This window comes from Winogradskyella ouciana, from assembly GCF_965284585.1.
GTDB classification, from domain to species: Bacteria; Bacteroidota; Bacteroidia; order Flavobacteriales; family Flavobacteriaceae; genus Winogradskyella; species Winogradskyella ouciana.
On record NZ_OZ260095.1, the window covers coordinates 3337146 to 3359611 of the forward strand.

Sequence of the window (22466 nt, forward strand, 5' to 3'; positions counted from 1 at the left end):
CCAACAACCAACAACTAACAACTAACAACTAACAACTAACAACTAACAACTAAACTAATGAACAACCAACCACAACCAAAACAAAAATGGGACAAATTGTACACCATCGTATTAATTGCCAATGCCTTGTACATCATTCTCTTTTACTTTATAACAGCTTCATTCGCTTAACTTTATGGTGCAAACTTTAGATTGGATAGACTGGACGGTTTTAATTGCCACACTGGCCACAATTGTGGGCTATGGTACTTGGAAAACCAGAGGTAGTAAAAATGTTCAGGATTATGTAAGAGGAGGAAACACCTCAAAATGGTGGACCATTGGATTATCCGTAATGGCAACTCAAGCGAGTGCAATTACCTTTCTCTCTACTACTGGTCAGGCGTTTTCAGATGGTATGGGCTTTGTTCAATTTTATTTTGGACTGCCAATTGCCATGGTTATTATCTGCTTGGTGTTTATTCCACTCTATCATCGTCTAAAAGTTTATACAGCCTACGAATTCCTCGAAAATCGATTCGACCTTAAAACCCGAAGCCTCACAGCTATTCTGTTTTTAATTCAACGTGGCTTGGCTGCCGGAATCACAATCTTCGCACCAGCCATCATTCTTTCGGTTGTACTCGGTTGGAATATTGTAACGCTCAATATTATTATTGGAGTATTGGTTATTATCTACACCGTTTCTGGTGGTACAAAAGCTGTTACGGTAACTCAAAAGCAACAGATGTTTGTAATTTTTGCTGGTATGGTTGCAGCATTAATTATCATTATAAACTTAATACCTGAAGAAGTTTCTTTTACTGATGCTATTGATATTGCTGGTGCTACTGGCAAGATGCAGGTTTTAGATTTTTCTTTTGATCTAGAAAATCGCTACACAGTTTGGACAGGCCTCATTGGTGGAACATTTTTAATGTTATCCTATTTTGGCACGGATCAAAGTCAGGTACAACGTTACCTTTCTGGTAAATCCATGAAGGAGATGCAAATGGGTCTTCTCTTTAATGGTTTATTTAAAGTTCCTATGCAGTTTTTCATACTGCTTGTGGGTGTTATGGTGTTTGTGTTTTATCAGTTTAATCCTGCACCATTAAACTTTATCGATAAATCGACCCAAACGGTTTTAGCTTCGGAATATGGTGACGAATACAGAGCACTTCAAGACAAACAAACAACTCTATTTTCCCAGAAACAGGAATTGAGTCTGAAACTATCTACTAATGAAAGTGAACATACCAGAGTTCAACTTTCTAAATTAGACAGCATCGAAAAAACCTATCGACTAGAGTCTAAATTCCTGATAAAGAAAGCTATTGATAATGAATATGCCAATAATTACTCAAGGCTTCAAAATGAATTGGAAGGTCTAAGAGCAAATCCTGTTAGTGATGAGTTTATAAATAAGGAAAGTGAGCTAAAGACACTTTACAATGATGCCGCTAAGGACACACAGACCAACGACAGGGATTATATGTTCATTCGGTTTATATTGAACCATCTCCCAACTGGACTAATAGGATTGTTACTTGCTGTTATTCTATCGGCAGCCATGTCGTCTACAGCTTCAGAAATCAACGCTTTAGCGACCATTACTTCTATCGATTTATATGGCAGAAATCTAAAAGAGGACAAAGGAGAAGAGCATATGGTAAAAATGACCAAGTGGTTTACATTAGGCTGGGGAATTGTAGCCATTATCATAGCCTGCTTTGCCGATCTTGCCGAAAATCTAATTCAACTGGTCAACATCATCGGTTCAATTTTCTATGGAAACGTCTTAGGTATTTTTCTATTGGCCTTCTTCTTTAAATATATAAAAGGTAATGCCGTCTTTACTGGAGCATTAATTACACAAGCTATTGTTATTATCGGATGGTGGCTGGATTGGATGCCTTATTTATGGTTGAACTTGTTTGGTTGCGTATTGGTGATTTTGATTGCACATATTTTACAGCTAATAAATAAGAATCAAGCAATTAAAAACTAAAACAAAAAAAGCGCAACCAAAGTAGATGCGCTTTATTTCTAAATTATTCTGAGTTACAATTACATCGCACCCCATTCTTTTAATGATTCTTTATTCATTTTAACATAATCATCATTTCCGGCTTTTTGTGCACCTTCAAGTGATTTTTTAGCCGCAGCGATCGCACCGTCTTTATCTCCATTTGCAGCATGGATTAAAGACTGTTGTCTCAAGTACCAAAAACGCGGCTGTTCTTTAGTTAAATCTACAGCTTTATCAATCCACATCATAGCTTTATCCAAGTCTTTACCTTCAGATAAGTTATAGACAGCAGCAGCATAATAATCATTAGCAGAAGGGCCACTCATCACTTTTGCGATTGAAGCAGATACTTTTTCAGCCGTTGGCACTTCAAATTTTACTCCAGCATAGGTGTTTTCCCATATAAAACCAAGTTCTGCAGAATTGTTAGTTAAACTATCGAATGTCATAGTCCAGGTCTCTACCTCCATAGGCATCTGATACGTCTCTACATTGACTTTGGCCGCAACTTTAGAATCATCCCATTCTTGAGGAGTTCCCCAATTATTGGTGTCTGAATAAAAATATACATCCCAAGATTTTTCATTAGGCGTAATAAAAATAGCATAAGAACCCGCTTTTACTTCATTACCTCCAATAGTAACATCATCGCTGAATGTTATGGTAGTATTTTTGTTGGCTCCTGCACGCCACATTTTACCATAAGGCACTAAATCACCAAAGATTTTACGTCCTTTCATACTTGGACGAGAATATTCCAAGGTTACATCTGTTAATCCAACCTGTTGCTCAACCTTACTCAAAGGGCTTGGCGCAGGCGTTTCAATTTGTGCATTTACCGAAAACATCAATGTTAACGCAAATGCAAATAGTAATAATTTCTTCATTTTTTAATAGTGTTAAGTGTTTTGTTTAAAGTGGCTTAAAGTTACGACTTAAGAAAAGCGAAATATGTTAAGAAAGACTTAAAAACAACAATTATAACCCTCTAATCTTTTCTAATAAACATATTAATCGTAATATTGCAATATAATAATTAAATATTATGGGATTAACTAAGAGCGAAATTTTTACTGAAGCGCAAAATCAAATATCGAGCATTGCCAAAGTCTTTGGGCATCCTGCCAGAGTCGCCATATTACAACATTTGTTTAAGACCAACTCTTGTATATGTGGAGACTTGGTAGATGAAATTGGATTGGCACAACCCACCATTTCGCAACATCTTAAGGAATTAAAGAATGTTGGTCTCATTTCGGGCAATATCGAAGGGACAAGTGTTTGCTATTGCATTGACAAGGCCAATTGGTCTAAAATGAAAACCATTATAAATGATTTTTTGAATCAAGATGTAAACGAGAATACTAATTGTTGTTAAATAAATTTAGAATTATGAAACTATCAGAAATAAAATCGAAATTAAAGGAACTAGATAAAATAGCATTTCAATTGCCAAACGGAACATTGGTTCCCAATCACTTTCATGTAACCGAAGTTGGTAAAATCACCAAAGACTTTATTGATTGTGGAGGTACCGTAAGGCATGAAGAGGTTGTGAATTTTCAACTTTGGGAAGCCAATGATTACAACCATAGACTACATCCTGAAAAATTGCTACATATTATTGAATTATCCCAGAAAACCTTGAATATTGATGATTTAGAAATCGAAGTAGAATACCAAGGAGAAACCATTGGTAAATTTGGTTTAGACTTTAATGGCACTAACTTTCTATTAACTACAAAACAAACCGATTGTTTGGCAAAAGATAATTGTGGAATACCAGAAAAACAATCTAAACCAAAATTACAATTAGCAGATTTATCTGATGAACCTTGTTGCTCACCAGATGGCAACTGTTGTTAATCAAAATATAAACACACAATGATATTTTCAGAATTATCAGAAAAAATAGAAAGCTTAGATACCACTTCAATTTCAGAAGAAAGAATAACAACGTTACAACCTTTTATTGATTTTATAAAGACTAAAGCAGGTACTAAAGCTATAATAAACCTAAACTTTATCTGTACGCACAACTCGCGTCGCAGCCATTTATCTCAAGTTTGGGCACAAGCCATGGCTCACCATTTTAATATTAAAAACGTATTTTGCTATTCGGGCGGAACCGAAGCCACTGCTCTATTTCCTTCGGCTGCTGAAGCTTTGGAAAGCTCTGGATTTAAAATTGAAAAACTATCCAATGAGGATAATCCTGTGTATGCCATAAAATATTCTGAAACAGCTCATCCTGTTATTGGGTTTTCTAAAACATTTGATGCAGATTTTAATCCGTCATCTGAGTTTGCAGCCATTATGACCTGTTCTAGTGCCGATGAAGGTTGTCCGTTCATTGCTGGTGCTGTAAAGCGCATCCCAATAACCTATGAAGATCCAAAAGCTTTTGACGGCACACCTCAGCAAGCTGAAAAATACCTAGAGCGTAGTCTTCAAATTGCAACCGAGGTGAAATATGTCTTCTCAAACATAAAACTCAATAATTAAGAATATATGAGTTTAAATACATACCCATTAAATAAAAAACTTTGGTCTGAATTTATCGGAACGTTCGCTATGGTTTTCTGTGGCTGTGGAGCTATGACCGTAAACGAAATTACAGGAGGAAGCATTACACACGTTGGCGTAGCCATAACCTGGGGACTTATTGTCATGGCCATGATTTATGCCTTTGGTGAAATTTCTGGTGCACATTTTAATCCAGCTGTAACCATAGGTTTTGCTGTAGCCAATCGATTTAATTGGCAAAATGTGCCAAAATATATCCTTTTTCAAGTTGCGGGAGCTTTTATGGCCGTTGCGATTTTATGGGTTTTATTTCCTGAGAGCAACAGCTTTGGGCACACTTATCCCGCAGAAGGATTCGAACCCTATAAAGCTTTTATTCTCGAACTGTTGCTCACATTCTTCTTAATGGTTGTTATTATAAATGTTTCTACAGGAAGTAAAGAAATCGGCACCATGGCAGCAATAGCTGTAGGAGGTGTAATTTTATTGGAGGCTATGTTTGCTGGTCCAATGACCAAGGCATCCATGAATCCTGCTAGATCACTAGCACCAGCTATAATTTCTGGTAATCTTCAACATCTGTGGTTGTATTTGACCGCACCAATTATTGGAGCCTTTTTAGCCATTATGAGCTGCAAATTGGTTAAAGATGATAATTGCTGTGACGAAAATTGTTAAACACTTTTTTTTTCAAATTCATATATTCTTGTTAAACTTTGTTTAACTTTTATTTAAAATAGTTAAACATTATGTATCTTTACATTGTAAATGAAATACAATGACAAAGAAAAAATCAATCACAGAATCAAAAATCATTGAGTTATACATGGATTATGCACTAACTCATAATGAACAGCCCAAGTCTGTTTATGCTTTTGCAAAGGATAATAATTTTGAAGAACAAAAATTCTACGAATTTTTTGGCTCGTTTGATGCCTTAGAACAAAGTATTTTCAAAGTCTTTTTTGATAGTGCACATGCAGTATTAGAGAAAAGCGAAGACTATATTAATTTCGATGCTAGAAATAAGTTACTTAGCTTCTACTACACCTTTTTTGAAGTTCTTACCGCCAATAGAAGCTACGTTGTGCATGCCTTAGAGCATAACAAAAATCAGCTAAAGTCACTTAAGACCTTAGCAAAATTAAAGCAGCGATTTTCAAATTACATAGAGCATCTTAATATAAAGACCTTAGATTTGAAGCAAGCGCAATTAGAAAAACTTCAAAACAGAGGTTTAAAAGAATCAGCTTGGCTACAACTACTAGTTACCATGAAATTTTGGTTAGATGACACCTCACCCTCTTTTGAAAAAACAGACTTGTTTATTGAGAAATCAGTAAGAGCAAGTTTTGATCTTATTGATACCACTCCGTTAAAGAGTTTAATAGATTTTGGTAAATTCTTGTATAAAGAAAAAATGCACAGTAACTAAATGAAGACAATAGACAGTATACCCATTACCAAAATTTCTAGAGCGAGTAAATTAGTCTCCACTGGTGCCAAAGTAGGTGTAAACTACTTAAAATACTATGGTGATAAAATGGTAAATTCTAAAGAAGATGCCAAAGAACGACTTAATAAGAATAATGCAGAGGATATATATGATAGCCTAAAAACATTAAAAGGTAGCGCCCTTAAGGTGGCTCAGATGCTGAGTATGGAAAAAAGCATTTTGCCTCAAGCTTACGTTGAGAAATTTTCCTTATCTCAATTTTCAGTACCACCATTATCGCCGCCATTAGTTATAAAAACGTTTAAAAAATATTTCGGTAAACATCCCGAAGACATTTTTGATACTTTCAACGCAACTTCAGTTAATGCTGCCAGTATAGGACAAGTCCATATTGCAGAAAAGGATGGGAAAAAATTTGCTGTGAAAATCCAATATCCTGGAGTTGCGGAGAGTATCGCATCAGATTTGGCTTTAGTAAAGCCAATTGCTATTAAGATGTTTAATATTAAAGGTAAAGATTCGGATAAATACTTTAAAGAAGTAGAAAACAAGTTAACAGAAGAAACTAACTATTTATTAGAAATACAGCAAAGTAAAGACGTTGTAGAGGCTTGTAAGCATATTCCTAATTTAAAATTCCCGAATTATTACGAAGAATTTTCTTCAGAGCGCATTATAACAATGGATTATATGAAAGGAGAACACCTTTCAGAATTTGTGGCGCACAACACAGATCACGAAGTATCCAATAAACTCGGACAAGCGCTTTGGGATTTCTATATGTATCAAATTCATAAATTAAAAAAGGTGCATGCAGATCCTCATCCCGGAAATTTTTTGATATCTAAAGAAGGTCATTTAATTGCGCTCGATTTTGGGTGTATGAAAACCATTCCTGAAACATTTTACAAACCTTATTTTGAATTAGCAGATAAAGCTTGTATCGATAATCCTGATGCTTTTTCTGAGAAAATGTATCAGCTGGAAATACTAAGGTCTGATGATTCTAAAGAAGAAATCGAATTCTTTTCTGCAATGTTTCACGAGTTACTCAGCCTGTTCACTCAGCCATTTCAAAAAGAAATATTCGATTTTTCAAATCCTGATTTTTTTAATCAAGTATCAGAAATGGGTCAGAAATATTCAAAAAGCACAGAGCTTAGAAATATGAATGGCAACAGAGGTTCTAAACACTTTATTTACATCAACAGAACGTTCTTTGGGTTATATAATTTAATGTTCGATCTTAAAGCTGAAAATATTAAAATCAACAATTTTACAAACCTTTAAAATGGCTAAATTCAGCTTAGATGATATTAACCAAATGCATCATTTGTATCGCATTAATTTAATTAATAGTTGCTCTGGTTATAAATCGGCTAATCTCATTGGTACCAAAGATGATACTGGTGTAAGTAATGTGGCCGTATTCAGTTCCATAACACATTTAGGTTCTAATCCTGGGCTTTTAGGTTTCTTTTTGCGACCTACAACTGTAATTAGAAACACCTATGATAACATTAAAACTACAGGGAAATATACTCTAAATCATATACACTATGGTATTTTAGAAGATGCACATCACACCTCTGCCAAGTACGATTCAGGTATTTCAGAGTTTGATGCAACATCATTAGAAGAAGAATATAAAGACAATTTTATAGCACCTTTTGTAAAAGGTTGCCCTGTGCAATTAGCAATGAGTTATGTTGAAGAGTACCCTATTAAGGCAAATAACACTATCTTACTCATTGGTAAAATTGAAAAACTCTATGTACCTGATGATTTATTAGAAAAAGATGGATTCATTAATTTATCTAAGGGCAAGGTAGCGACTATCAACGGGTTAGATGGCTATGCAGTACCAGAGTTAAAAAAACGATTAGAATATCAGCGCCCAAAACCAGAATTTGCAATCCCTAATGACTAATGCGCATATTAATTACAGGCACAACAGGCTATATCGCCAAAAGACTCGCACTTCAACTTCTAGAAGATGAACACGAATTAATATGCTGTGTACGTGATTTAAACCGTATTCCAGATGAAATAGAAGACAACCCACTTTGTTCTTTTATAAAAATTGATTTTTTAGATCCTGAGCCCAATAAAATCCCTAAAGATATTGATGCCGCATATTACCTTATCCATTCTATGGCAACTGGTTCTGATGATTTTGAATCCCTAGAACGTCAATGCGCCCTTAATTTCAAAAACCTAATTAACGCTACGGATTGCAAACAAGTCATCTACCTTAGTGGGATTGTTAATGATGAATCATTGTCTAAGCATTTAGAGTCTAGACTACAAGTAGAGGAAACTTTAAAATCAGATGAATATGCACTCACTACGCTACGTGCAGGCATCATAGTAGGAAGCGGTAGCGCGTCGTTCGAAATTATTAGGGACATTGTTGAAAAATTACCTGTTATGATAACTCCAAGGTGGCTAAACACTAAAACCCAACCCTTGGCTATACGAGATGTACTTGGCTATCTATCTGGCGCATTGGGGAAAAAAGAATTATACAACAATTCCTATGACATTTATGGCCCTGAAGTTTTGACTTACAAAGAAATGCTATTGCAATTTGCAGAAGTTCGTGGTCTGAAGCGTTACATCTACACCTTACCTGTCTTAACACCAAAATTATCTTCTTATTGGCTGTATTTTGTAACATCCACTTCATTTCAACTGGCTCAAGCATTGGTAGACAGCATGAAAGTAGAAGTTATTGGCAAACCAAGTAAAGTCAATGATGTTATAGACATAAAACCGGTCGATTATAAAACTGCGGTCGATTTAGCATTTCAAAAAATTGAACAAAATGCGGTAATATCAAGCTGGAAAGATGCCGTTAGCAGTGGCCGATTTAGAAGTCAATTATCTAAACACATCGAGCTACCTCAATACGGCTGTTTTAAAGATGTGAGGTCGAGAAATATAGTAGATGAAGAATACACCTTAAACAAAATTTGGAGTATTGGTGGTCGTAACGGATGGTATAGCTTTAATAACCTTTGGAAGCTAAGAGGTTATATGGATAAACTATTTGGTGGTGTTGGATTACGAAGAGGTCGTACGCATGATAATTATCTTGAAGCTGGTGACCCTCTCGATTTTTGGCGTGTACTTTATGCTGATAAAAACGAAAAACGGCTTTTATTATTTGCCGAAATGCGATTGCCTGGAGAAGCCTGGTTGGAATTTAAAATTGTGAAGGACAAACTATATCAGCGTGCAGTGTTTAGGCCTAAAGGCGTTTGGGGACGATTGTACTGGTATATGGTTTTACCGTTCCATGCCTTTGTCTTTAAAGGTATGCTAAATGCCCTTGTAGAACCGAAATGAAAGGTGCAAAAAAACAACATTTACCAGAGAAAATTTGCCTCGTTTGTGGACGTCCATTCACATGGCGCAAAAAATGGGCAAAGGATTGGGACAACGTAAAATATTGTAGCGAAAAATGCAGAAGGACAAAATAAAAAACTTGGTTTGGTTTAGAAATGACCTAAGAACAATTGACAACGCTGTTTTAGCTGAAGCAACAAAGAACGGCCACAAACTTGTTGGCGTATATTGTTTTGACCCAAGACATTTTGAAGTCGATAAATTTGGGTTTAAAAAGACAGAAAAGTTCAGAGCTAAATTCCTGATAGAGACAATTCACGATTTAAAAGAACAGCTCAATCAGCTCAATATTGATCTACTGGTTTTTCTTGATGCACCTGAAGCTGTCATTCCAGAGTTGGGCAAAGCACATCAGATAACGGACATTTACCTTCAAAAAGAATGGACGCAAGAGGAAGTAGATACTGAGAATTTGGTGAAAGCCGAACTAGAGGATATCAACTGGCACCATATTCACAATCAGCTTTTATTTCATCCAGAAGATATCAATTTTGAAATTTCTAAAACACCACAAGTTTTTACTGTATTCAGAAAGAAATTAGAAAAGTATGTTGACATAAGACATGAGGTGACAACCAAAAAGCAAACCAACGATAATAGAATTGAAAACAATACCAATATCCCAACGTTGTCAGACCTTGGGTTTAAAGACTTTGAACAACATCCGCATTCAGTATTCCCTTTTAAAGGCGGTGAAACCGAAGCCTTAAATCGATTAAACGATTATTTCTTCAATACTAAAAAATTAGGATTCTACAAGAAAACTAGAAATGGCTTAGTTGGTGTTGATTACAGTTCAAAATTTTCACCATGGTTGGCTAATGGCAGTATTTCTGCGAGAACAATCTATTGGAACGTAAAACAATTTGAAAAAGAACATTTTAAAAACCAATCAACCTACTGGTTGATTTTTGAATTGATATGGCGTGATTATTTTAAGTACGTATCCATTAAGCACGGTAGCCAAATATTCAAACTAGGAGGTATACTTCAAAAAGATTACGAATGGTCTACAAACCAAACTCAAATCAATAATTGGATTAATGGCGAAACCCAGTCTGACTTTGTAAATGCCAATATGATTGAACTCAAAGAAACCGGCTGGATGAGTAACAGAGGACGCCAAAATGTGGCGTCCTACTTCGCTAAAGAATTAGAACTCGATTGGCGTATTGGCGCATCCTATTTTGAGTCTTTATTAGTAGATTACGATGTACACAGCAACTACGGCAATTGGATGTATGTAGCAGGTGTTGGTAACGACCCTAGAGATCGAAAATTCAATGTGCAATTGCAAGCAGAGCGCTATGATGCTAATGGAAAATTTAGAAGTCTTTGGTTGCAACCTAGCTTATTTTAATAATGAAAGAAGCCGTACTCATATTCCCACATCAATTATTCAGAAATTCACCAATTCTCGAGGTAAAAGCTGATGTCTATATCATTGAAGAATTTCTATTCTTTACGCATTACAAGTTTCACAAACAAAAAATTGCCTTTCATAGAGCTTCCATGAAGGCTTATGCAGAATATCTTAAGAGTAAAGATAAAACGGTTAATTATATTGATGCTACATCAGACTTAAGTGATGTAAGACAACTCATCCCTAAACTGATTGATGAAGGTGTCGAAAAGCTTCATATCATTGACCCAACAGACAATTGGTTGCAAAAACACATTAATGAAGTTTCTAATGCTATTGACATAAAATGGTATGAGAACCCACTTTTTATAAACACAAAAGAAGAACTCACTTCGTTCTTTAAACCGAATAAAACGAAATTCTTTCAAACATCGTTTTACAAACAACAGCGTAAAAATCGTGACATCTTAATGGTTTCTGAGGAGCCAGAAGGTGGCAACTGGACCTATGATGGTGACAATAGAAAGAAGTATCCTAAAGATAAAACACCACCACATATTCAATTTCCGGATAAAAGTGATTATCACAAGGAAGCTGAAAACTATGTGACTGATAATTTCGGCAATCACTATGGTGAACTTACTGATTTAACCATTTATCCTATAGATTTTAAATCATCTGAGGATTGGCTACAACAGTTTTTTGAACAACGCTTTCATGAGTTTGGACCCTACGAAGATGCTATTGTTAAGGAAGAACACTTTTTAAACCATAGTATCCTCTCACCGCTTATTAATGTAGGATTACTGAACCCTTCAGAAGTGATTGAAAAAGCGATTGGCTTTGGAAAATCAAATGATGTTCCCATCAATTCCATTGAAGGTTTTGTCCGTCAAATATTGGGCTGGCGCGAATTTATTAGAGGTGTCTATGAAGTAAAAGGAACAGAAGAACGCACTAAGAATTTCTGGAATTTTGATCGAAAAATTCCTTCGTCATTCTATGATGGCACAACAGGTATAAAACCCATCGACGACGTTATAAAAAAAGTCCTCAAAACAGGTTATGCACACCATATTGAACGCCTAATGATACTGGGCAATTTTATGGTGTTATGTGAATTTGATCCAGACGAAGTGTACAAATGGTTTATGGAATTATTCATTGATGCTTATGATTGGGTAATGGTACCAAACGTCTATGGTATGAGCCTTTATGCTGATGGTGGTCTAATGTCGACCAAACCTTATATAAGCAGTAGTAATTACATCATGAAAATGAGCAACTATTCTAAAGGCGATTGGCAAGACACTTGGGATGGTCTATTCTGGACCTTTATGGATAAGCATCGCGATTTCTTCTCAGGCAATCCTAGATTAGGTATGCTTTTGGGCAATTTAGATAGAATGAACAAAGAAACTTTAGAAAACCATTTCAACAATGCTGAACAGTTTTTAGAGCAACTTTAGTATGGCAGAAAAAGAACATATCAATGTCGTTTGGTTAAAGCGCGATTTAAGACTTCAAGACAATGAAGCTATTGCAAACGCCCTAAAAGCCGGAAAACGAACCTTGATTCTTTATGCTTTTGAATATATCATTCTAAATGATGAACATTATAGCGAACGCCATTTCAATTTTATAAAGGAATCGATTCGAGATATCAATGAAAGCCTTAAAGAATACAATACTAAGGTTTTAGCTGTGACCTGCGATATTCAAAGTGCGTTTAATCTCATTCAGGAATTTTATAAAGTTAACGCCATCTATTCGCATGTAGAAACAGGATTGTTGGTCACCTACAACAGAGACAAAGAATTTACGAGATATTGTCGGAATAATTTTATCGATTGGCACGAGAGCAAAAACAACGGTGTAGAGCGTGGATTGCTATATCGAGATAATTGGTTTGAAAATTGGGAAAGCTATATGAACAAGGACTTGGAAATCTTTAAGCCCAACGATAACCAATTGATAAATAATACCGCTATTGAAACCTTAGAAAAGGTATTTACAGTTACCGATTTAGAGACACCATCAGTCACTAATTTTCAAAAAGGAGGTAGCACCATGGGTTGGAAATATGCCAGCTCTTTCTTTGAAAGCAGACATGAAGATTACATGTTCAATATATCTAAGCCCGAGGCATCACGTAGTAGTTGCAGTAGGATTTCACCCTATATAGCTTGGGGAAACTTGTCGATACGCCAAGTTTATCAAAAAGCAAAAGCTTTAAAAACCAATGCAAAGGATAAATCTCATATTGCGGCATTTATATCGCGTTTACGATGGCAAGCTCATTTTATTCAAAAGTTTGAAATGGAACACACCATGGAAAACGCAAGTATTAATAAAGGCTACCATAAGCTGAAAAAGAGTATTTCAAAAACATATCAAAAAGCTTGGAGAGAAGGTAAAACTGGTTTTCCGTTAGTAGATGCCAGTATGCGATGTCTTATTGAAACTGGATATATTAATTTTAGAATGCGTGCAATGTTAGCATCGTTCTTTACGCATATTCTCTGGCAGCCTTGGCAAGATGCTACCACACATTTATCACAACAATTTCTTGATTTTGAACCTGGCATTCATTTTCCGCAATTACAGATGCAAGCAGGAGAAACAGGAATAAATAATCTTAGAATTTACAATCCAACTACCAACAGTCTCAAACACGATCCAGATGCGGTCTTTATCAAAAAGTGGGTGCCCGAATTGAAAAATTTAGACCTACCATTTATTCACGAACCTTACCTTATGACCGAAATGGAACAAGCATTCTATAGTTTTAAGCTTGGTGAGGATTATCCATTTCCAATTGTAGATATAAAGGAAAACCGCAAGTACGCCAGCGATATTCTTTGGAATATGAAAAAAGATCCTGATGTTATGCGTGAAAGTTTTAGAATACTTAAGCGACATACCATTAGTGATAGAAAGCGCATGTTACGAAACGAATAGACTCCAAATTTTCAACATTCATAATTCTGTGTTAATTTTTGTTTAACTTTTTACATAAAAGGTTAAACATTTTGTATATTTACGGTGTAATGATTTTAAACACTACACATCATAATAGTGAGCACAGGCAAATTATAGCCGACCTTATTGGCAGTCCTTTTAGTTTGGTACAGATATTGAAACTTAAAGGTATAGGCTCTAAAAGGATGATAATAGAAGAAGTAAGTCCTAATATGCAGAGCATGATGAACAAAGTGTCAGATATAAATTATGCTAATATAGAATTACGGCCGAAGGGTATTTTGGTGATGATCAATCAAGGGCTAAGAAATTTTACTTGGATAATTCCTTACTATCAATTAGTAATATATAAGGTTAATGGATCAAGTCTGCACGCACAAGGTAGGTTTATCCGTTTTAGAAACAGTAAAACGTTTAAAGAGAACAAGAAATTCTTTAATAAGTTACTCGATCAGAAAGTTAAATACGACATGCAATATGCAATGCCCGAAAGTTTATGAATTTGAGTATTAGAGACATTGATCGTATTATAGAAATGGCATGGGAAGATAGAACACCATTTGAAGCAATAACATTTCAGTTTGGTTTAAAAGAACAAGAAATTATTGATTTAATGCGGAGAGAAATGAAACCTAGTAGTTTCAGAATGTGGAGAGCACGAGTTCAAGGACGAGCAACCAAACACATTAAAAAAAGAACATTTGACAAAGGCAGATTTAAATGTACGCGTCAAAGAACAATAACAAATAACTCTATAAGTAAACGTTAACACGTGCTTTGATTTAAGCTTGGAGTACTTAAAGACAGCACATTAAAAAGATTTTTATGAATACTACAACTTCCACTAAAAATGGTCACAAATTAAATGGATTTTCGATTGAAGATATTGGAGATGACCATTTATTTACAAGTCTAGAGACACCTATGAAGCCTAATGCTTTTGAGATGTCCAATGACGAAAAAAAACAGCGAATTTCAATACTATTTTCTGAAATAATGGATGTATTGGGCTTAGATTTAAAAGACGATTCACTACAAGGCACGCCAGACCGTGTTGCCAAGATGTACGTCGAAGAAATATTCTCTGGCCTCGACCCAAATAATAAACCTAAAGTAGCGTTATTCGATAATAAATATCAGTACAATCAAATGTTAGTGGAGAAGAACATTACGTTCTACTCAAATTGCGAACATCATTTCGTTCCTATAATTGGCAAAGCACATATTGCCTACAAATCATCAGGGAAAGTCATAGGGCTTTCAAAACTGAATCGCATCGTACAGTATTACGCAAAGCGCCCACAGGTTCAAGAACGTTTAACCCAGCAAATAGCAAACGAACTTAAAACTGTATTAGAAACCGATGATGTTGCCGTAATCATTGATGCTAAACATTTATGTGTTTCATCTAGAGGTGTTAAAGATGATACATCAACAACAGTTACAACTTATTATGGTGGAATTTTCAACACACCCGAAAAAATTGTTGAATTACAGAATTATATAAACAATTAGCAAATGGATATATTAGAAAAAGCAACTGAATTTGAAAACAGGAAGTTTTCCTTCAAGACAACTAGTGACAGAATCTTGGCCGCAAGAGAAGCCAAAGAGATTATTCTTGGTGTAAACGAAGTTTACAAGCAGAAGAAAGACGCAAAATTAATGGAACTCATGAAGCGTTTAACAGTTATAAAACAAAAGATTGAAAAACGTTTAAAAGGACGTCCATTAACAGCAGCATAAGCAATATGAGCAGATTAATAGTAATTGGAGGAAGCAAAGGTATTGGCAATGCAATTGTCACATCTTTGCTTTCTTCCTATGATGAAGTGGTGAATATCAGTAGAACACCACCTGAAAATGAATCTGAAAACCTAAAGCATCACAGTTGTGATGTCATAAATGACGAACTACCAGAAATTGACAGTGCTGATGGATTAGTATATTGCCCAGGTAGCATTAACCTTAAACCGATAAATCGTTTGAGTATTGATGATTTTGAAAACGATTTTGAAATTAATGTATTAGGTGCTGTTAAAGCAATACAAAAGTATTTGTCATCACTTAAAAATGGCAATAACCCTTCTATAGTTTTATTCAGTACAGTAGCCACCAAGCTAGGTATGCCATTTCATGCTAGTGTTGCAGCTTCCAAATCTGCTGTTGAAGGTTTGACCAAGTCATTAGGAGCAGAATTAGCACCTACGGTAAGAGTCAATGCTATAGCTCCAACGGTAACTGATACCGAATTGGCATCTAAACTTTTGAGAAATGAAAGGATGATTGAAAATATGAACGATCGACATCCACTAAAAAAATATTTACAACCTCAAGAAGTTGCCGATATGGCTGGCTTTCTACTTTCTCAAAAAGCAGCATCACTGTCCGGACAGGTATTTGAAATGGATTGCGGTATAGTTAGTTTTAAAATATAGATTTATGAATCCACTAAAAGCATTTGTCGGCACATTAACAACTTCAGATAATACTGTAACTAGAAAGGCGTCAAAACCTATTTATGATATCAAAATAGACAGTTTACAAGGACAACCAATTGATTTAGCCGATTTTAAAGGTAAAAAAATCTTGTTTGTTAATGTGGCATCAAAATGTGGCTTCACACCACAATATAAAGAACTACAACAACTCCATGATACTTATAGGGAACAACTTGTCGTTATTGGTATTCCCTGCAATCAATTCGGAAAACAAGAGCCTGGTGATTCTAACGACATTCAACAGTTTTGTGAAGTTAATTATGGTGTATCATTTCTTGTTACTCAAAAAATTAACGTAAAAGGCCATAACCAACATCCTCTTTACAAATGGTTGACTAAAAAAGCTATTAATGGTAAGAAAAGCTCTGTAGTAAAATGGAATTTCCAGAAATATTTAGTTGATGAAGAAGGCGAATTAACAGACTACTTCTACTCCATCACAAAACCCACAAATTCGCGTATAACAAAATATTTAAAATAGATAATATGTTTGGTCTTTTTAAAAAAACTTCAGAATTAGACAAGCTACAAAAGCAGTATGAAAAGTTAATGTCAGACTGGCACAAACTATCGACCACTAATAGAGCCAAAAGCGATAAGAAGTATGCCGAAGCTCAAGAAGTCCTCGCACATATCGAGAAAATAAAAGCATAATACTTTGAAAAAAGCATACTACCTCACCCTCTTTCTAGCCATTAATTTTGGTGGGCTTGCCATTGGTAATTGGTTTATGGGTGATGCTGTATCTGGCGAATGGTATACCAACCTTAATAAAGCTCCGTGGACACCACCAGGCTGGGTATTTGGTTTTGCATGGACTATAATAATGCTGTGTTTTTCTTATTATCTAGCAGAACTCTTTATTGAAAGATCAAAAGTCTCGCTTTGGTTAGTTTATGTATTCTCTTGGCTTTTAAATGTTAGCTGGAATTGGTTTTTCTTTAATCAAAAAATGATCACTATAGGATTGATCGTTTTAATACTATTGTTTCTTACTATTCTCTACTTTTTTATAACATTTAGACACGATAGACTTAAGTGGGTTAAATATCTATTGTTACCCTATATAATATGGCTATTTATAGCAACCACTTTAAATGGGTATATACTATTCAATAACTAAGCCCAAACCTAGTCAAAAACAAAATACACCAAATGAAAATATACACCTTACATAAAAAGCAAAACTTACCCATCTCTGTTGAAAAAGCATGGGATTTCCTTTCAGACCCTAAAAATTTAAAAGTCATTACCCCAGATTATATGGGATTTAATATTCTTTCAGGTGCTGATAGACCTATGTTTCCCGGACAAATCATTCAGTATATTGTAACGCCTGTTATGGGAATAAAAACCAAATGGGTGACTGAAATTACACATGTAATGGATAAAAAATATTTTGTAGATGAGCAACGCTTTGGTCCTTATGCGCTATGGCATCATAAACATTTTATCAAGGAAATTGAAGGAGGTGTAGAAATGGAAGATATTATAGATTATAAAGTCCCAATGGGTTTTCTTGGGCAAATGGTACATCCAATTTTAGTAAAGCCTAAATTGGAAGAAATCTTTAATTACAGAACTGAGAAGCTAGAAGCGCTCTTTGGAAAGTACTGAAAATGAATTATTATGTAACAAAGACAAATGTCTAATAACTAATTCATTATCTGAATAATTAAAAACAATGAATAATAAAACAAATATATTCTGGTTCAGAAGAGATCTTAGGCTGGACGATAACTTAGGTTTTTACGAAGCATTAAAGGGAGAGTATCCTGTTACACCAATATTCATTTTCGATTCTGAAATTTTAGATGATTTACCCGAGGATGATGCCAGAGTGAACTTTATTTTTAAAACGCTTCAGAAGATGCGCAAAACATTGCAGAATGAGCATAATAGTAGTATTGCCATGTTTCATGGGAAACCTATTGATGTTTATAAAGAATTAATTAAGGATTATGATATTGAAACTGTTTATACAAACCACGATTACGAACCCTATGCAAGAGATCGTGATGAGGCTATCGAAAAACTCTTGGATGACAATGGCATAGACTTTAGGACCTTTAAAGATCAAGTAATTTTTGAAAAAGATGAAGTCGTAAAGAATGATGGAGATCCTTATGTTGTGTATACACCTTACATGAAAACCTGGAAAGAAAAATTTAAGGATCATAATTTAAAAATTTACTACACTAACGATTATCTAGATAACTTAATTCAACACACCAGATTACCCAACCTCAGTTTATCGGATATTGGTTTTAATACATCATCACAGGAAATCGAAGATTACGAAGTGACACCAACACTAATCCAAGAATACCAAGCGAAACGAAATTACCCAGCCAAAGAAGCCACCTCTCGCTTAGGTCCACACTTACGTTTTGGAACGGTAAGCGTACGTAAAATGATTAAAAAAGCGATTAATGAGAGTAACGAAATCTTTTGGCAGGAATTAATTTGGCGCGAATTCTTTATGCAAATTCTATGGCATTTTCCTGAAACCAAGGACAATGCTTTTAAATCTAAATACGATCGAATAGAGTGGCGAAATAATGAAGATGAATTTAAAAAATGGTGCGAAGGTAAAACAGGCTATCCATTAGTGGATGCTGGTATGCGACAACTGAACAAAACTGGTTTTATGCATAATAGAGTGCGAATGCTAGTAGGTAGTTTTTTGTGCAAACACCTATTGATTGATTGGCGTTGGGGCGAAGCCTACTTTGCAGAGAAACTCCATGACTATGAAATGGCTAGCAATGTCGGTAATTGGCAATGGGTGGCAGGTTCTGGTGTGGATGCTGTACCATATTTCAGAATTTTTAATCCCACCACTCAAATCGATAAATTCGATAAGGACAAAAAATACATCAAAAAATGGGTAGCAGAATATGGCACCGAGGATTATCCCGAGAAAATGGTTGACCATAAAGAAGCTAGGGAACGCTGTTTAACAACTTATAAATCAGCACCAAATTAACATCTCAAATAAATTATTTTTATTTTTTTAACTATTTAATATAATAATTTAAAAAATCCAACGTTACTAATTTTAAGACTTATCAAGTCTTAACCGAAATAACCATTTCAATAAACAATTTTAAAAAGCCCTGATTAGTCTCAGGGCTTTTAATTTTTTAGGAATGTAACCCCTTGTGCATTATGAACATTTCATCGATTTTTACCCTATCCCTAATGGGAATATCGATGAAATTTCAAGTTCATCAATTAGGACAAGAGGCAAAAAGCTTGAAATTTCAATTGTTTTTAACGAAACCCACTCAAAATGCACAACGGGTTAATATAATCCTAACATTATTTTAAGACAAGTCGGTAAACTTTTGAGTACATTTAAAATACTAATTAAAAACCATAAGCAATATGAGTACTTGGGATGTCGCCAAAAAATGGCACCAAATGTGCGCAGAAGGTAAAAACCTAGAATGCGTCAACGAACTTTACGCAGAAAACGTAACAAGCCGAGAAATACCAGGTATGCCTGGAGAAGTTACTGAAGGAAGACAAAATGTCTGGAATAAAAACAAGGAATGGTTAGACAATGTTGAAGAATTTCATGGTGGAGAGATTGGAGAACCCGTTGTGGCTGGAAATCATTTTACCTCTAAAATGACGTTTGATATAACTACAAAGGATAGAGGAAGACAACAAATGGAGGAAGTTGGTGTATGGGAAGTAAATGATGGTAAAATTGTAAATGAGCAATTTTTCTATTCGATGGAATAACACTAAATATTAGTGTAAAGTGAAAAGTGTAAAGTGGATTTTAGAACAACTCACTTATTACTTTTTACTTTTTACTTTTTACTAGTTACTTATTACTGTGAGACTAATTCCCTTCCAAACGCTCAATTTTAGCACCAATAGCTCTTAAACGTTCATCTATATTTTCATAACCACGATCTATCTGTTCTATATTGTGGATTGTGGATGTTCCTTTTGCAGACAGAGCAGCAATCAATAACGATACACCTGCTCTAATATCTGGAGAGGTCATTGTGGTTGCTTTGAGTTGTGATTTAAAATCATGACCGATAACCGTAGCTCTATGGGGATCGCAAAGAATAATCTTAGCTCCCATATCAATCAATTTATCTACAAAGAACAATCGACTTTCGAACATTTTTTGATGAACTAAAGCGCTTCCTCTGGCTTGTGTAAGCACAACCAAGACAATACTTAATAAATCTGGCGTAAAACCTGGCCAAGGTGCATCTGCAATGGTCAATATTGAGCCATCTATATAATTTTGAACTTCATACCCATCTTTATGAGCAGGTATGTGGATATCATCTCCTTGCCGTTCTACTGTTATACCTATTTTTCTGAAAACACTTGGTATAACTCCTAAATCATCCCAACTTACATTGGTAATGGTCAATTCACTCTTAGTCATCGCGGCCAAACCAATCCAGCTACCAATTTCAATCATATCTGGTAACATTCTATGTTCGGTTCCGCCAAGTTTATCAACACCTTCAATAATTAACATATTAGAGCCAATACCAGAGATATTCGCTCCCATTCGATTAAGCATTTTACATAGTTGCTGCAGATAAGGTTCGCAGGCTGCGTTATAAATGGTGGTTTTACCTTCTGCCAATACTGCAGCCATTACAATGTTTGCAGTACCTGTAACAGAAGCTTCATCAAGAAGCATATAAGTTCCTTTTAACTTCTCAGCTTCTACACCATAAAAATAATCCTCCTTATTATATCTAAATTTAGCTCCAAGGTTTATAAACCCTTCAAAATGCGTATCTAATCGACGACGTCCAATCTTGTCACCGCCTGGTTTAGGAATATAGCCTTTACCAAAGCGGCCTAACAAAGGTCCTACAATCATGATTGAACCTCTTAGACCTTTACCATCTTCTTTAAATTCTGCAGATTCTAAATATTTTAGATTTACCTCATCTGCTTTAAAGGTATATGACCCTTTACCTAGTTTATTGATTTTAACACCCAGCTTTTTTAATAAAGCAATGAGTTTATTAACATCAATAATATCTGGAATGTTGTCTATTTTTATCTCTTGGTCAGTTAATAAAACTGCGCATAAAATCTGTAAAGCTTCGTTTTTTGCTCCTTGAGGCTGAATTTTACCTTTGAGTTGGTGGCCTCCTTCAATTTTAAATGTTCCCATACGTTTTAGTAACGTTTTCTATTGTTGGAATATTTCTTTTTAGATTTTTTTGGACCGCTTTTCTTACTATACTTGGATTTGGATCTCATTAAGTCTGAAGAATCCGTTAAATCCTCATCCTTATTTTTTAAGTTTATCTTACCATCAGAAAGCTCAAATAGGTGACCAAAGATAACTTCATCTTCAACGGTATCCTTATTCCAATTGAGGTAACACTTTTTCATGTGATTAGCAATGGTATAAACCAATGCCTCTTTCATTTCACCATCGTCCCAAGTACATGCCACATCAATCATCGTTTTAATATTATTTCCGTAGAAACGATATTTTGGATGATTCTGAGGATATTTTAACGGTTCTGGCCGAGCGGTTAACTCTTCTTTTGAAGGTTTCGGAAACGGAGAATCAGCGTCTAAATCAAAATCAGACATTATAAATAGCTGATCCCATAACTTATGCTGAAAATCTGGCACATCTCGTAAATGCGGCTGTAGATTTCCCATTACAGAAATAATAGCTTTTGCTAACTTGTTTCGTTCTTCCTTGGTTTCGCGAGACTTGGCATAGTTTATCATCTTTTGTAGATGGCGTCCATACTCAGGAATTATTAAATGCTCGCGTTCTGTGTTGTATTCTAAATCGTCAATCAAAATTGTAAAATGTGTAGTAAATAATTTTAAAACCTGAAGTCTCTAGGTTTTGCTGCAAAGTACAAAATTTTAAGCAGCATATATAAATTTTATAGAGAAATTACACCATCAACGTTTTCGGCAACCTCTTTATACTTTTCAATTACGGCTTCAGGGTTTTTCATTCTAACGTTAATAGAGACGCTTGTATATTTTCCCTTCTTGGATTCGTTGGTATTAATGACAGCTCCCAAATCATTGAATAAATCTTCAATATCTTTTATTCCCGTACCCTTAGAAACCACAATAAACTTATACAGATACTCCGTTGGCCACATGGCTGTATCGTACAATTGTGATTTTAATTTTTCGTAAAATTCCTCACTTTTTTTAGAACTATTCATATCAAAATTT

28 protein-coding genes are annotated in these 22466 nt (G+C 35.0%); 24 read left to right on the forward strand and 4 right to left on the reverse strand.

Annotated elements, in window-relative coordinates:
• Nucleotides 1-175: 175 nt before the first annotated feature.
• Nucleotides 176-1990: a sodium:solute symporter gene (locus ACQ65V_RS14800; RefSeq protein WP_430468525.1), complete on the forward strand. Its 1815-nt coding sequence runs from the start codon at nt 176-178 to the stop codon at nt 1988-1990.
• A gap of 59 nt (nt 1991-2049) precedes the next feature.
• Here ACQ65V_RS14800 and ACQ65V_RS14805 read toward each other — a convergent pair whose 3' ends face one another.
• Nucleotides 2050-2898 carry a DUF2911 domain-containing protein gene (locus tag ACQ65V_RS14805; protein WP_273289440.1) on the reverse strand — a complete coding sequence of 283 codons (849 nt, stop codon included), beginning with the start codon at nt 2896-2898 and terminating at the stop codon, nt 2050-2052.
• Nucleotides 2899-3056: 158 nt separating this feature from the next.
• On the opposite strand from ACQ65V_RS14805, the gene ACQ65V_RS14810 reads away from it, so the two are divergent.
• From ACQ65V_RS14810 to ACQ65V_RS14920, 23 genes are all read left to right on the forward strand, one after another.
• A complete protein-coding gene (locus ACQ65V_RS14810) occupies nt 3057-3389 on the forward strand; it encodes an ArsR/SmtB family transcription factor (RefSeq protein ID WP_155089608.1) in 333 nt (110 codons plus the stop codon).
• Between the two features lie 14 nt (nt 3390-3403).
• A complete protein-coding gene (locus ACQ65V_RS14815; RefSeq protein ID WP_430468526.1) occupies nt 3404-3877 on the forward strand; it encodes a DUF6428 family protein in 474 nt (157 codons plus the stop codon).
• Nucleotides 3878-3895: 18 nt separating this feature from the next.
• Entirely contained in the window at nt 3896-4516 is a 621-nt protein-coding gene (locus tag ACQ65V_RS14820; protein WP_430468527.1) for a low molecular weight phosphatase family protein, read from the forward strand.
• A gap of 6 nt (nt 4517-4522) precedes the next feature.
• Nucleotides 4523-5215 carry an MIP/aquaporin family protein gene (locus tag ACQ65V_RS14825; RefSeq protein WP_430468528.1) on the forward strand — a complete coding sequence of 231 codons (693 nt, stop codon included), beginning with the start codon at nt 4523-4525 and terminating at the stop codon, nt 5213-5215.
• Nucleotides 5216-5315: 100 nt separating this feature from the next.
• Nucleotides 5316-5972, forward strand: coding sequence for a TetR family transcriptional regulator C-terminal domain-containing protein (locus ACQ65V_RS14830; RefSeq protein ID WP_430468529.1), 657 nt, complete (start codon nt 5316-5318; stop codon nt 5970-5972).
• Entirely contained in the window at nt 5973-7283 is a 1311-nt protein-coding gene (locus ACQ65V_RS14835) for an ABC1 kinase family protein (protein ID WP_430468530.1), read from the forward strand. It begins immediately after the preceding gene.
• A 1-nt stretch (nt 7284) separates the two neighbouring features.
• Nucleotides 7285-7923: a flavin reductase family protein gene (locus ACQ65V_RS14840; RefSeq protein ID WP_430468531.1), complete on the forward strand. Its 639-nt coding sequence runs from the start codon at nt 7285-7287 to the stop codon at nt 7921-7923.
• Complete coding sequence (locus ACQ65V_RS14845) at nt 7923-9344, forward strand: SDR family oxidoreductase (protein ID WP_430468532.1); 1422 nt, start codon at nt 7923-7925, stop codon at nt 9342-9344. Before ACQ65V_RS14840 ends, ACQ65V_RS14845 begins: the two co-directional genes overlap by 1 nt.
• Nucleotides 9341-9478, forward strand: coding sequence for a DUF2256 domain-containing protein (locus ACQ65V_RS14850; protein ID WP_412560455.1), 138 nt, complete (start codon nt 9341-9343; stop codon nt 9476-9478). Before ACQ65V_RS14845 ends, ACQ65V_RS14850 begins: the two co-directional genes overlap by 4 nt.
• On the forward strand, nt 9460-10764 hold the full coding sequence (locus ACQ65V_RS14855) for a DASH family cryptochrome (protein WP_430468533.1): 1305 nt from the start codon (nt 9460-9462) through the stop codon (nt 10762-10764). The genes ACQ65V_RS14850 and ACQ65V_RS14855 overlap by 19 nt, the downstream gene beginning before the upstream one ends.
• 2 nt (nt 10765-10766) lie before the next feature.
• Entirely contained in the window at nt 10767-12236 is a 1470-nt protein-coding gene (locus tag ACQ65V_RS14860) for a cryptochrome/photolyase family protein (RefSeq protein WP_430468534.1), read from the forward strand.
• Nucleotide 12237: 1 nt separating this feature from the next.
• Complete coding sequence (locus ACQ65V_RS14865) at nt 12238-13728, forward strand: deoxyribodipyrimidine photo-lyase/cryptochrome family protein (RefSeq protein ID WP_430468535.1); 1491 nt, start codon at nt 12238-12240, stop codon at nt 13726-13728.
• Nucleotides 13729-13817: 89 nt separating this feature from the next.
• Nucleotides 13818-14249, forward strand: a complete 432-nt coding sequence (locus ACQ65V_RS14870) for a hypothetical protein (RefSeq protein ID WP_273289427.1) — start codon at nt 13818-13820, stop codon at nt 14247-14249.
• Nucleotides 14246-14518, forward strand: a complete 273-nt coding sequence (locus ACQ65V_RS14875) for a TIGR03643 family protein (protein ID WP_155089595.1) — start codon at nt 14246-14248, stop codon at nt 14516-14518. The genes ACQ65V_RS14870 and ACQ65V_RS14875 overlap by 4 nt, the downstream gene beginning before the upstream one ends.
• A 56-nt stretch (nt 14519-14574) precedes the next feature.
• On the forward strand, nt 14575-15264 hold the full coding sequence (gene folE, locus ACQ65V_RS14880) for a GTP cyclohydrolase I FolE (protein ID WP_273289426.1): 690 nt from the start codon (nt 14575-14577) through the stop codon (nt 15262-15264).
• A gap of 3 nt (nt 15265-15267) precedes the next feature.
• Entirely contained in the window at nt 15268-15495 is a 228-nt protein-coding gene (locus ACQ65V_RS14885) for a hypothetical protein (protein ID WP_155089593.1), read from the forward strand.
• Nucleotides 15496-15500: 5 nt separating this feature from the next.
• Nucleotides 15501-16187, forward strand: a complete 687-nt coding sequence (locus ACQ65V_RS14890) for an SDR family NAD(P)-dependent oxidoreductase (protein ID WP_430468536.1) — start codon at nt 15501-15503, stop codon at nt 16185-16187.
• Nucleotides 16188-16191: 4 nt separating this feature from the next.
• Nucleotides 16192-16731 carry a glutathione peroxidase gene (locus ACQ65V_RS14895; RefSeq protein ID WP_430468537.1) on the forward strand — a complete coding sequence of 180 codons (540 nt, stop codon included), beginning with the start codon at nt 16192-16194 and terminating at the stop codon, nt 16729-16731.
• A gap of 5 nt (nt 16732-16736) precedes the next feature.
• Nucleotides 16737-16904, forward strand: a complete 168-nt coding sequence (locus ACQ65V_RS14900) for a Lacal_2735 family protein (RefSeq protein WP_273289423.1) — start codon at nt 16737-16739, stop codon at nt 16902-16904.
• A gap of 4 nt (nt 16905-16908) precedes the next feature.
• A complete protein-coding gene (locus ACQ65V_RS14905) occupies nt 16909-17373 on the forward strand; it encodes a TspO/MBR family protein (RefSeq protein WP_430468538.1) in 465 nt (154 codons plus the stop codon).
• A 32-nt stretch (nt 17374-17405) separates the two neighbouring features.
• A complete protein-coding gene (locus ACQ65V_RS14910) occupies nt 17406-17867 on the forward strand; it encodes an SRPBCC family protein (RefSeq protein WP_273289421.1) in 462 nt (153 codons plus the stop codon).
• A 67-nt stretch (nt 17868-17934) separates the two neighbouring features.
• The gene (locus tag ACQ65V_RS14915; protein WP_430468539.1) at nt 17935-19239 is read left to right on the forward strand and encodes a cryptochrome/photolyase family protein; all 1305 of its coding nucleotides are present in this window, start codon (nt 17935-17937) and stop codon (nt 19237-19239) included.
• A gap of 401 nt (nt 19240-19640) precedes the next feature.
• Nucleotides 19641-20003, forward strand: a complete 363-nt coding sequence (locus ACQ65V_RS14920) for a SnoaL-like domain-containing protein (RefSeq protein ID WP_430468540.1) — start codon at nt 19641-19643, stop codon at nt 20001-20003.
• Nucleotides 20004-20106: 103 nt separating this feature from the next.
• On the opposite strand, the gene murA is transcribed toward ACQ65V_RS14920, so the two are convergent.
• From murA to ACQ65V_RS14935, 3 genes are all read right to left on the reverse strand, one after another.
• Entirely contained in the window at nt 20107-21423 is a 1317-nt protein-coding gene (gene murA / locus ACQ65V_RS14925) for a UDP-N-acetylglucosamine 1-carboxyvinyltransferase (protein ID WP_412560447.1), read from the reverse strand.
• 5 nt (nt 21424-21428) lie between these two features.
• Complete coding sequence (locus tag ACQ65V_RS14930; RefSeq protein ID WP_155089584.1) at nt 21429-22073, reverse strand: DUF4290 domain-containing protein; 645 nt, start codon at nt 22071-22073, stop codon at nt 21429-21431.
• A gap of 89 nt (nt 22074-22162) precedes the next feature.
• Nucleotides 22163-22456, reverse strand: coding sequence for a DUF493 family protein (locus ACQ65V_RS14935; RefSeq protein ID WP_155089583.1), 294 nt, complete (start codon nt 22454-22456; stop codon nt 22163-22165).
• Between the last annotated feature and the right edge of the window lie 10 nt (nt 22457-22466).

Excerpts from the sequence above, each read along its gene's own strand:
- ACQ65V_RS14920 (WP_430468540.1), top strand. The coding sequence starts at position 19,641 with ATGAGTACTTGGGATGTCGCCAAAAAATGGCACCAAATGTGCGCAGAA.
- ACQ65V_RS14845 (WP_430468532.1), top strand. The coding sequence starts at position 7,923 with ATGCGCATATTAATTACAGGCACAACAGGCTATATCGCCAAAAGACTC.
- ACQ65V_RS14895 (WP_430468537.1), top strand. The coding sequence starts at position 16,192 with ATGAATCCACTAAAAGCATTTGTCGGCACATTAACAACTTCAGATAAT.
- ACQ65V_RS14915 (WP_430468539.1), top strand. The coding sequence starts at position 17,935 with ATGAATAATAAAACAAATATATTCTGGTTCAGAAGAGATCTTAGGCTG.
- ACQ65V_RS14850 (WP_412560455.1), top strand. The coding sequence starts at position 9,341 with ATGAAAGGTGCAAAAAAACAACATTTACCAGAGAAAATTTGCCTCGTT.
- ACQ65V_RS14885 (WP_155089593.1), top strand. The coding sequence starts at position 15,268 with ATGGATATATTAGAAAAAGCAACTGAATTTGAAAACAGGAAGTTTTCC.
- ACQ65V_RS14860 (WP_430468534.1), top strand. The coding sequence starts at position 10,767 with ATGAAAGAAGCCGTACTCATATTCCCACATCAATTATTCAGAAATTCA.
- ACQ65V_RS14840 (WP_430468531.1), top strand. The coding sequence starts at position 7,285 with ATGGCTAAATTCAGCTTAGATGATATTAACCAAATGCATCATTTGTAT.
- ACQ65V_RS14865 (WP_430468535.1), top strand. The coding sequence starts at position 12,238 with ATGGCAGAAAAAGAACATATCAATGTCGTTTGGTTAAAGCGCGATTTA.
- ACQ65V_RS14820 (WP_430468527.1), top strand. The coding sequence starts at position 3,896 with ATGATATTTTCAGAATTATCAGAAAAAATAGAAAGCTTAGATACCACT.
- ACQ65V_RS14805 (WP_273289440.1), bottom strand. The coding sequence starts at position 2,898 with ATGAAGAAATTATTACTATTTGCATTTGCGTTAACATTGATGTTTTCG.
- ACQ65V_RS14800 (WP_430468525.1), top strand. The coding sequence starts at position 176 with ATGGTGCAAACTTTAGATTGGATAGACTGGACGGTTTTAATTGCCACA.
- ACQ65V_RS14825 (WP_430468528.1), top strand. The coding sequence starts at position 4,523 with ATGAGTTTAAATACATACCCATTAAATAAAAAACTTTGGTCTGAATTT.
- ACQ65V_RS14855 (WP_430468533.1), top strand. The coding sequence starts at position 9,460 with ATGCAGAAGGACAAAATAAAAAACTTGGTTTGGTTTAGAAATGACCTA.
- ACQ65V_RS14835 (WP_430468530.1), top strand. The coding sequence starts at position 5,973 with ATGAAGACAATAGACAGTATACCCATTACCAAAATTTCTAGAGCGAGT.
- ACQ65V_RS14875 (WP_155089595.1), top strand. The coding sequence starts at position 14,246 with ATGAATTTGAGTATTAGAGACATTGATCGTATTATAGAAATGGCATGG.
- ACQ65V_RS14815 (WP_430468526.1), top strand. The coding sequence starts at position 3,404 with ATGAAACTATCAGAAATAAAATCGAAATTAAAGGAACTAGATAAAATA.
- ACQ65V_RS14830 (WP_430468529.1), top strand. The coding sequence starts at position 5,316 with ATGACAAAGAAAAAATCAATCACAGAATCAAAAATCATTGAGTTATAC.
- ACQ65V_RS14910 (WP_273289421.1), top strand. The coding sequence starts at position 17,406 with ATGAAAATATACACCTTACATAAAAAGCAAAACTTACCCATCTCTGTT.
- ACQ65V_RS14810 (WP_155089608.1), top strand. The coding sequence starts at position 3,057 with ATGGGATTAACTAAGAGCGAAATTTTTACTGAAGCGCAAAATCAAATA.
- folE (WP_273289426.1), top strand. The coding sequence starts at position 14,575 with ATGAATACTACAACTTCCACTAAAAATGGTCACAAATTAAATGGATTT.
- ACQ65V_RS14870 (WP_273289427.1), top strand. The coding sequence starts at position 13,818 with ATGATTTTAAACACTACACATCATAATAGTGAGCACAGGCAAATTATA.
- murA (WP_412560447.1), bottom strand. The coding sequence starts at position 21,423 with ATGGGAACATTTAAAATTGAAGGAGGCCACCAACTCAAAGGTAAAATT.
- ACQ65V_RS14890 (WP_430468536.1), top strand. The coding sequence starts at position 15,501 with ATGAGCAGATTAATAGTAATTGGAGGAAGCAAAGGTATTGGCAATGCA.
- ACQ65V_RS14935 (WP_155089583.1), bottom strand. The coding sequence starts at position 22,456 with ATGAATAGTTCTAAAAAAAGTGAGGAATTTTACGAAAAATTAAAATCA.
- ACQ65V_RS14900 (WP_273289423.1), top strand. The coding sequence starts at position 16,737 with ATGTTTGGTCTTTTTAAAAAAACTTCAGAATTAGACAAGCTACAAAAG.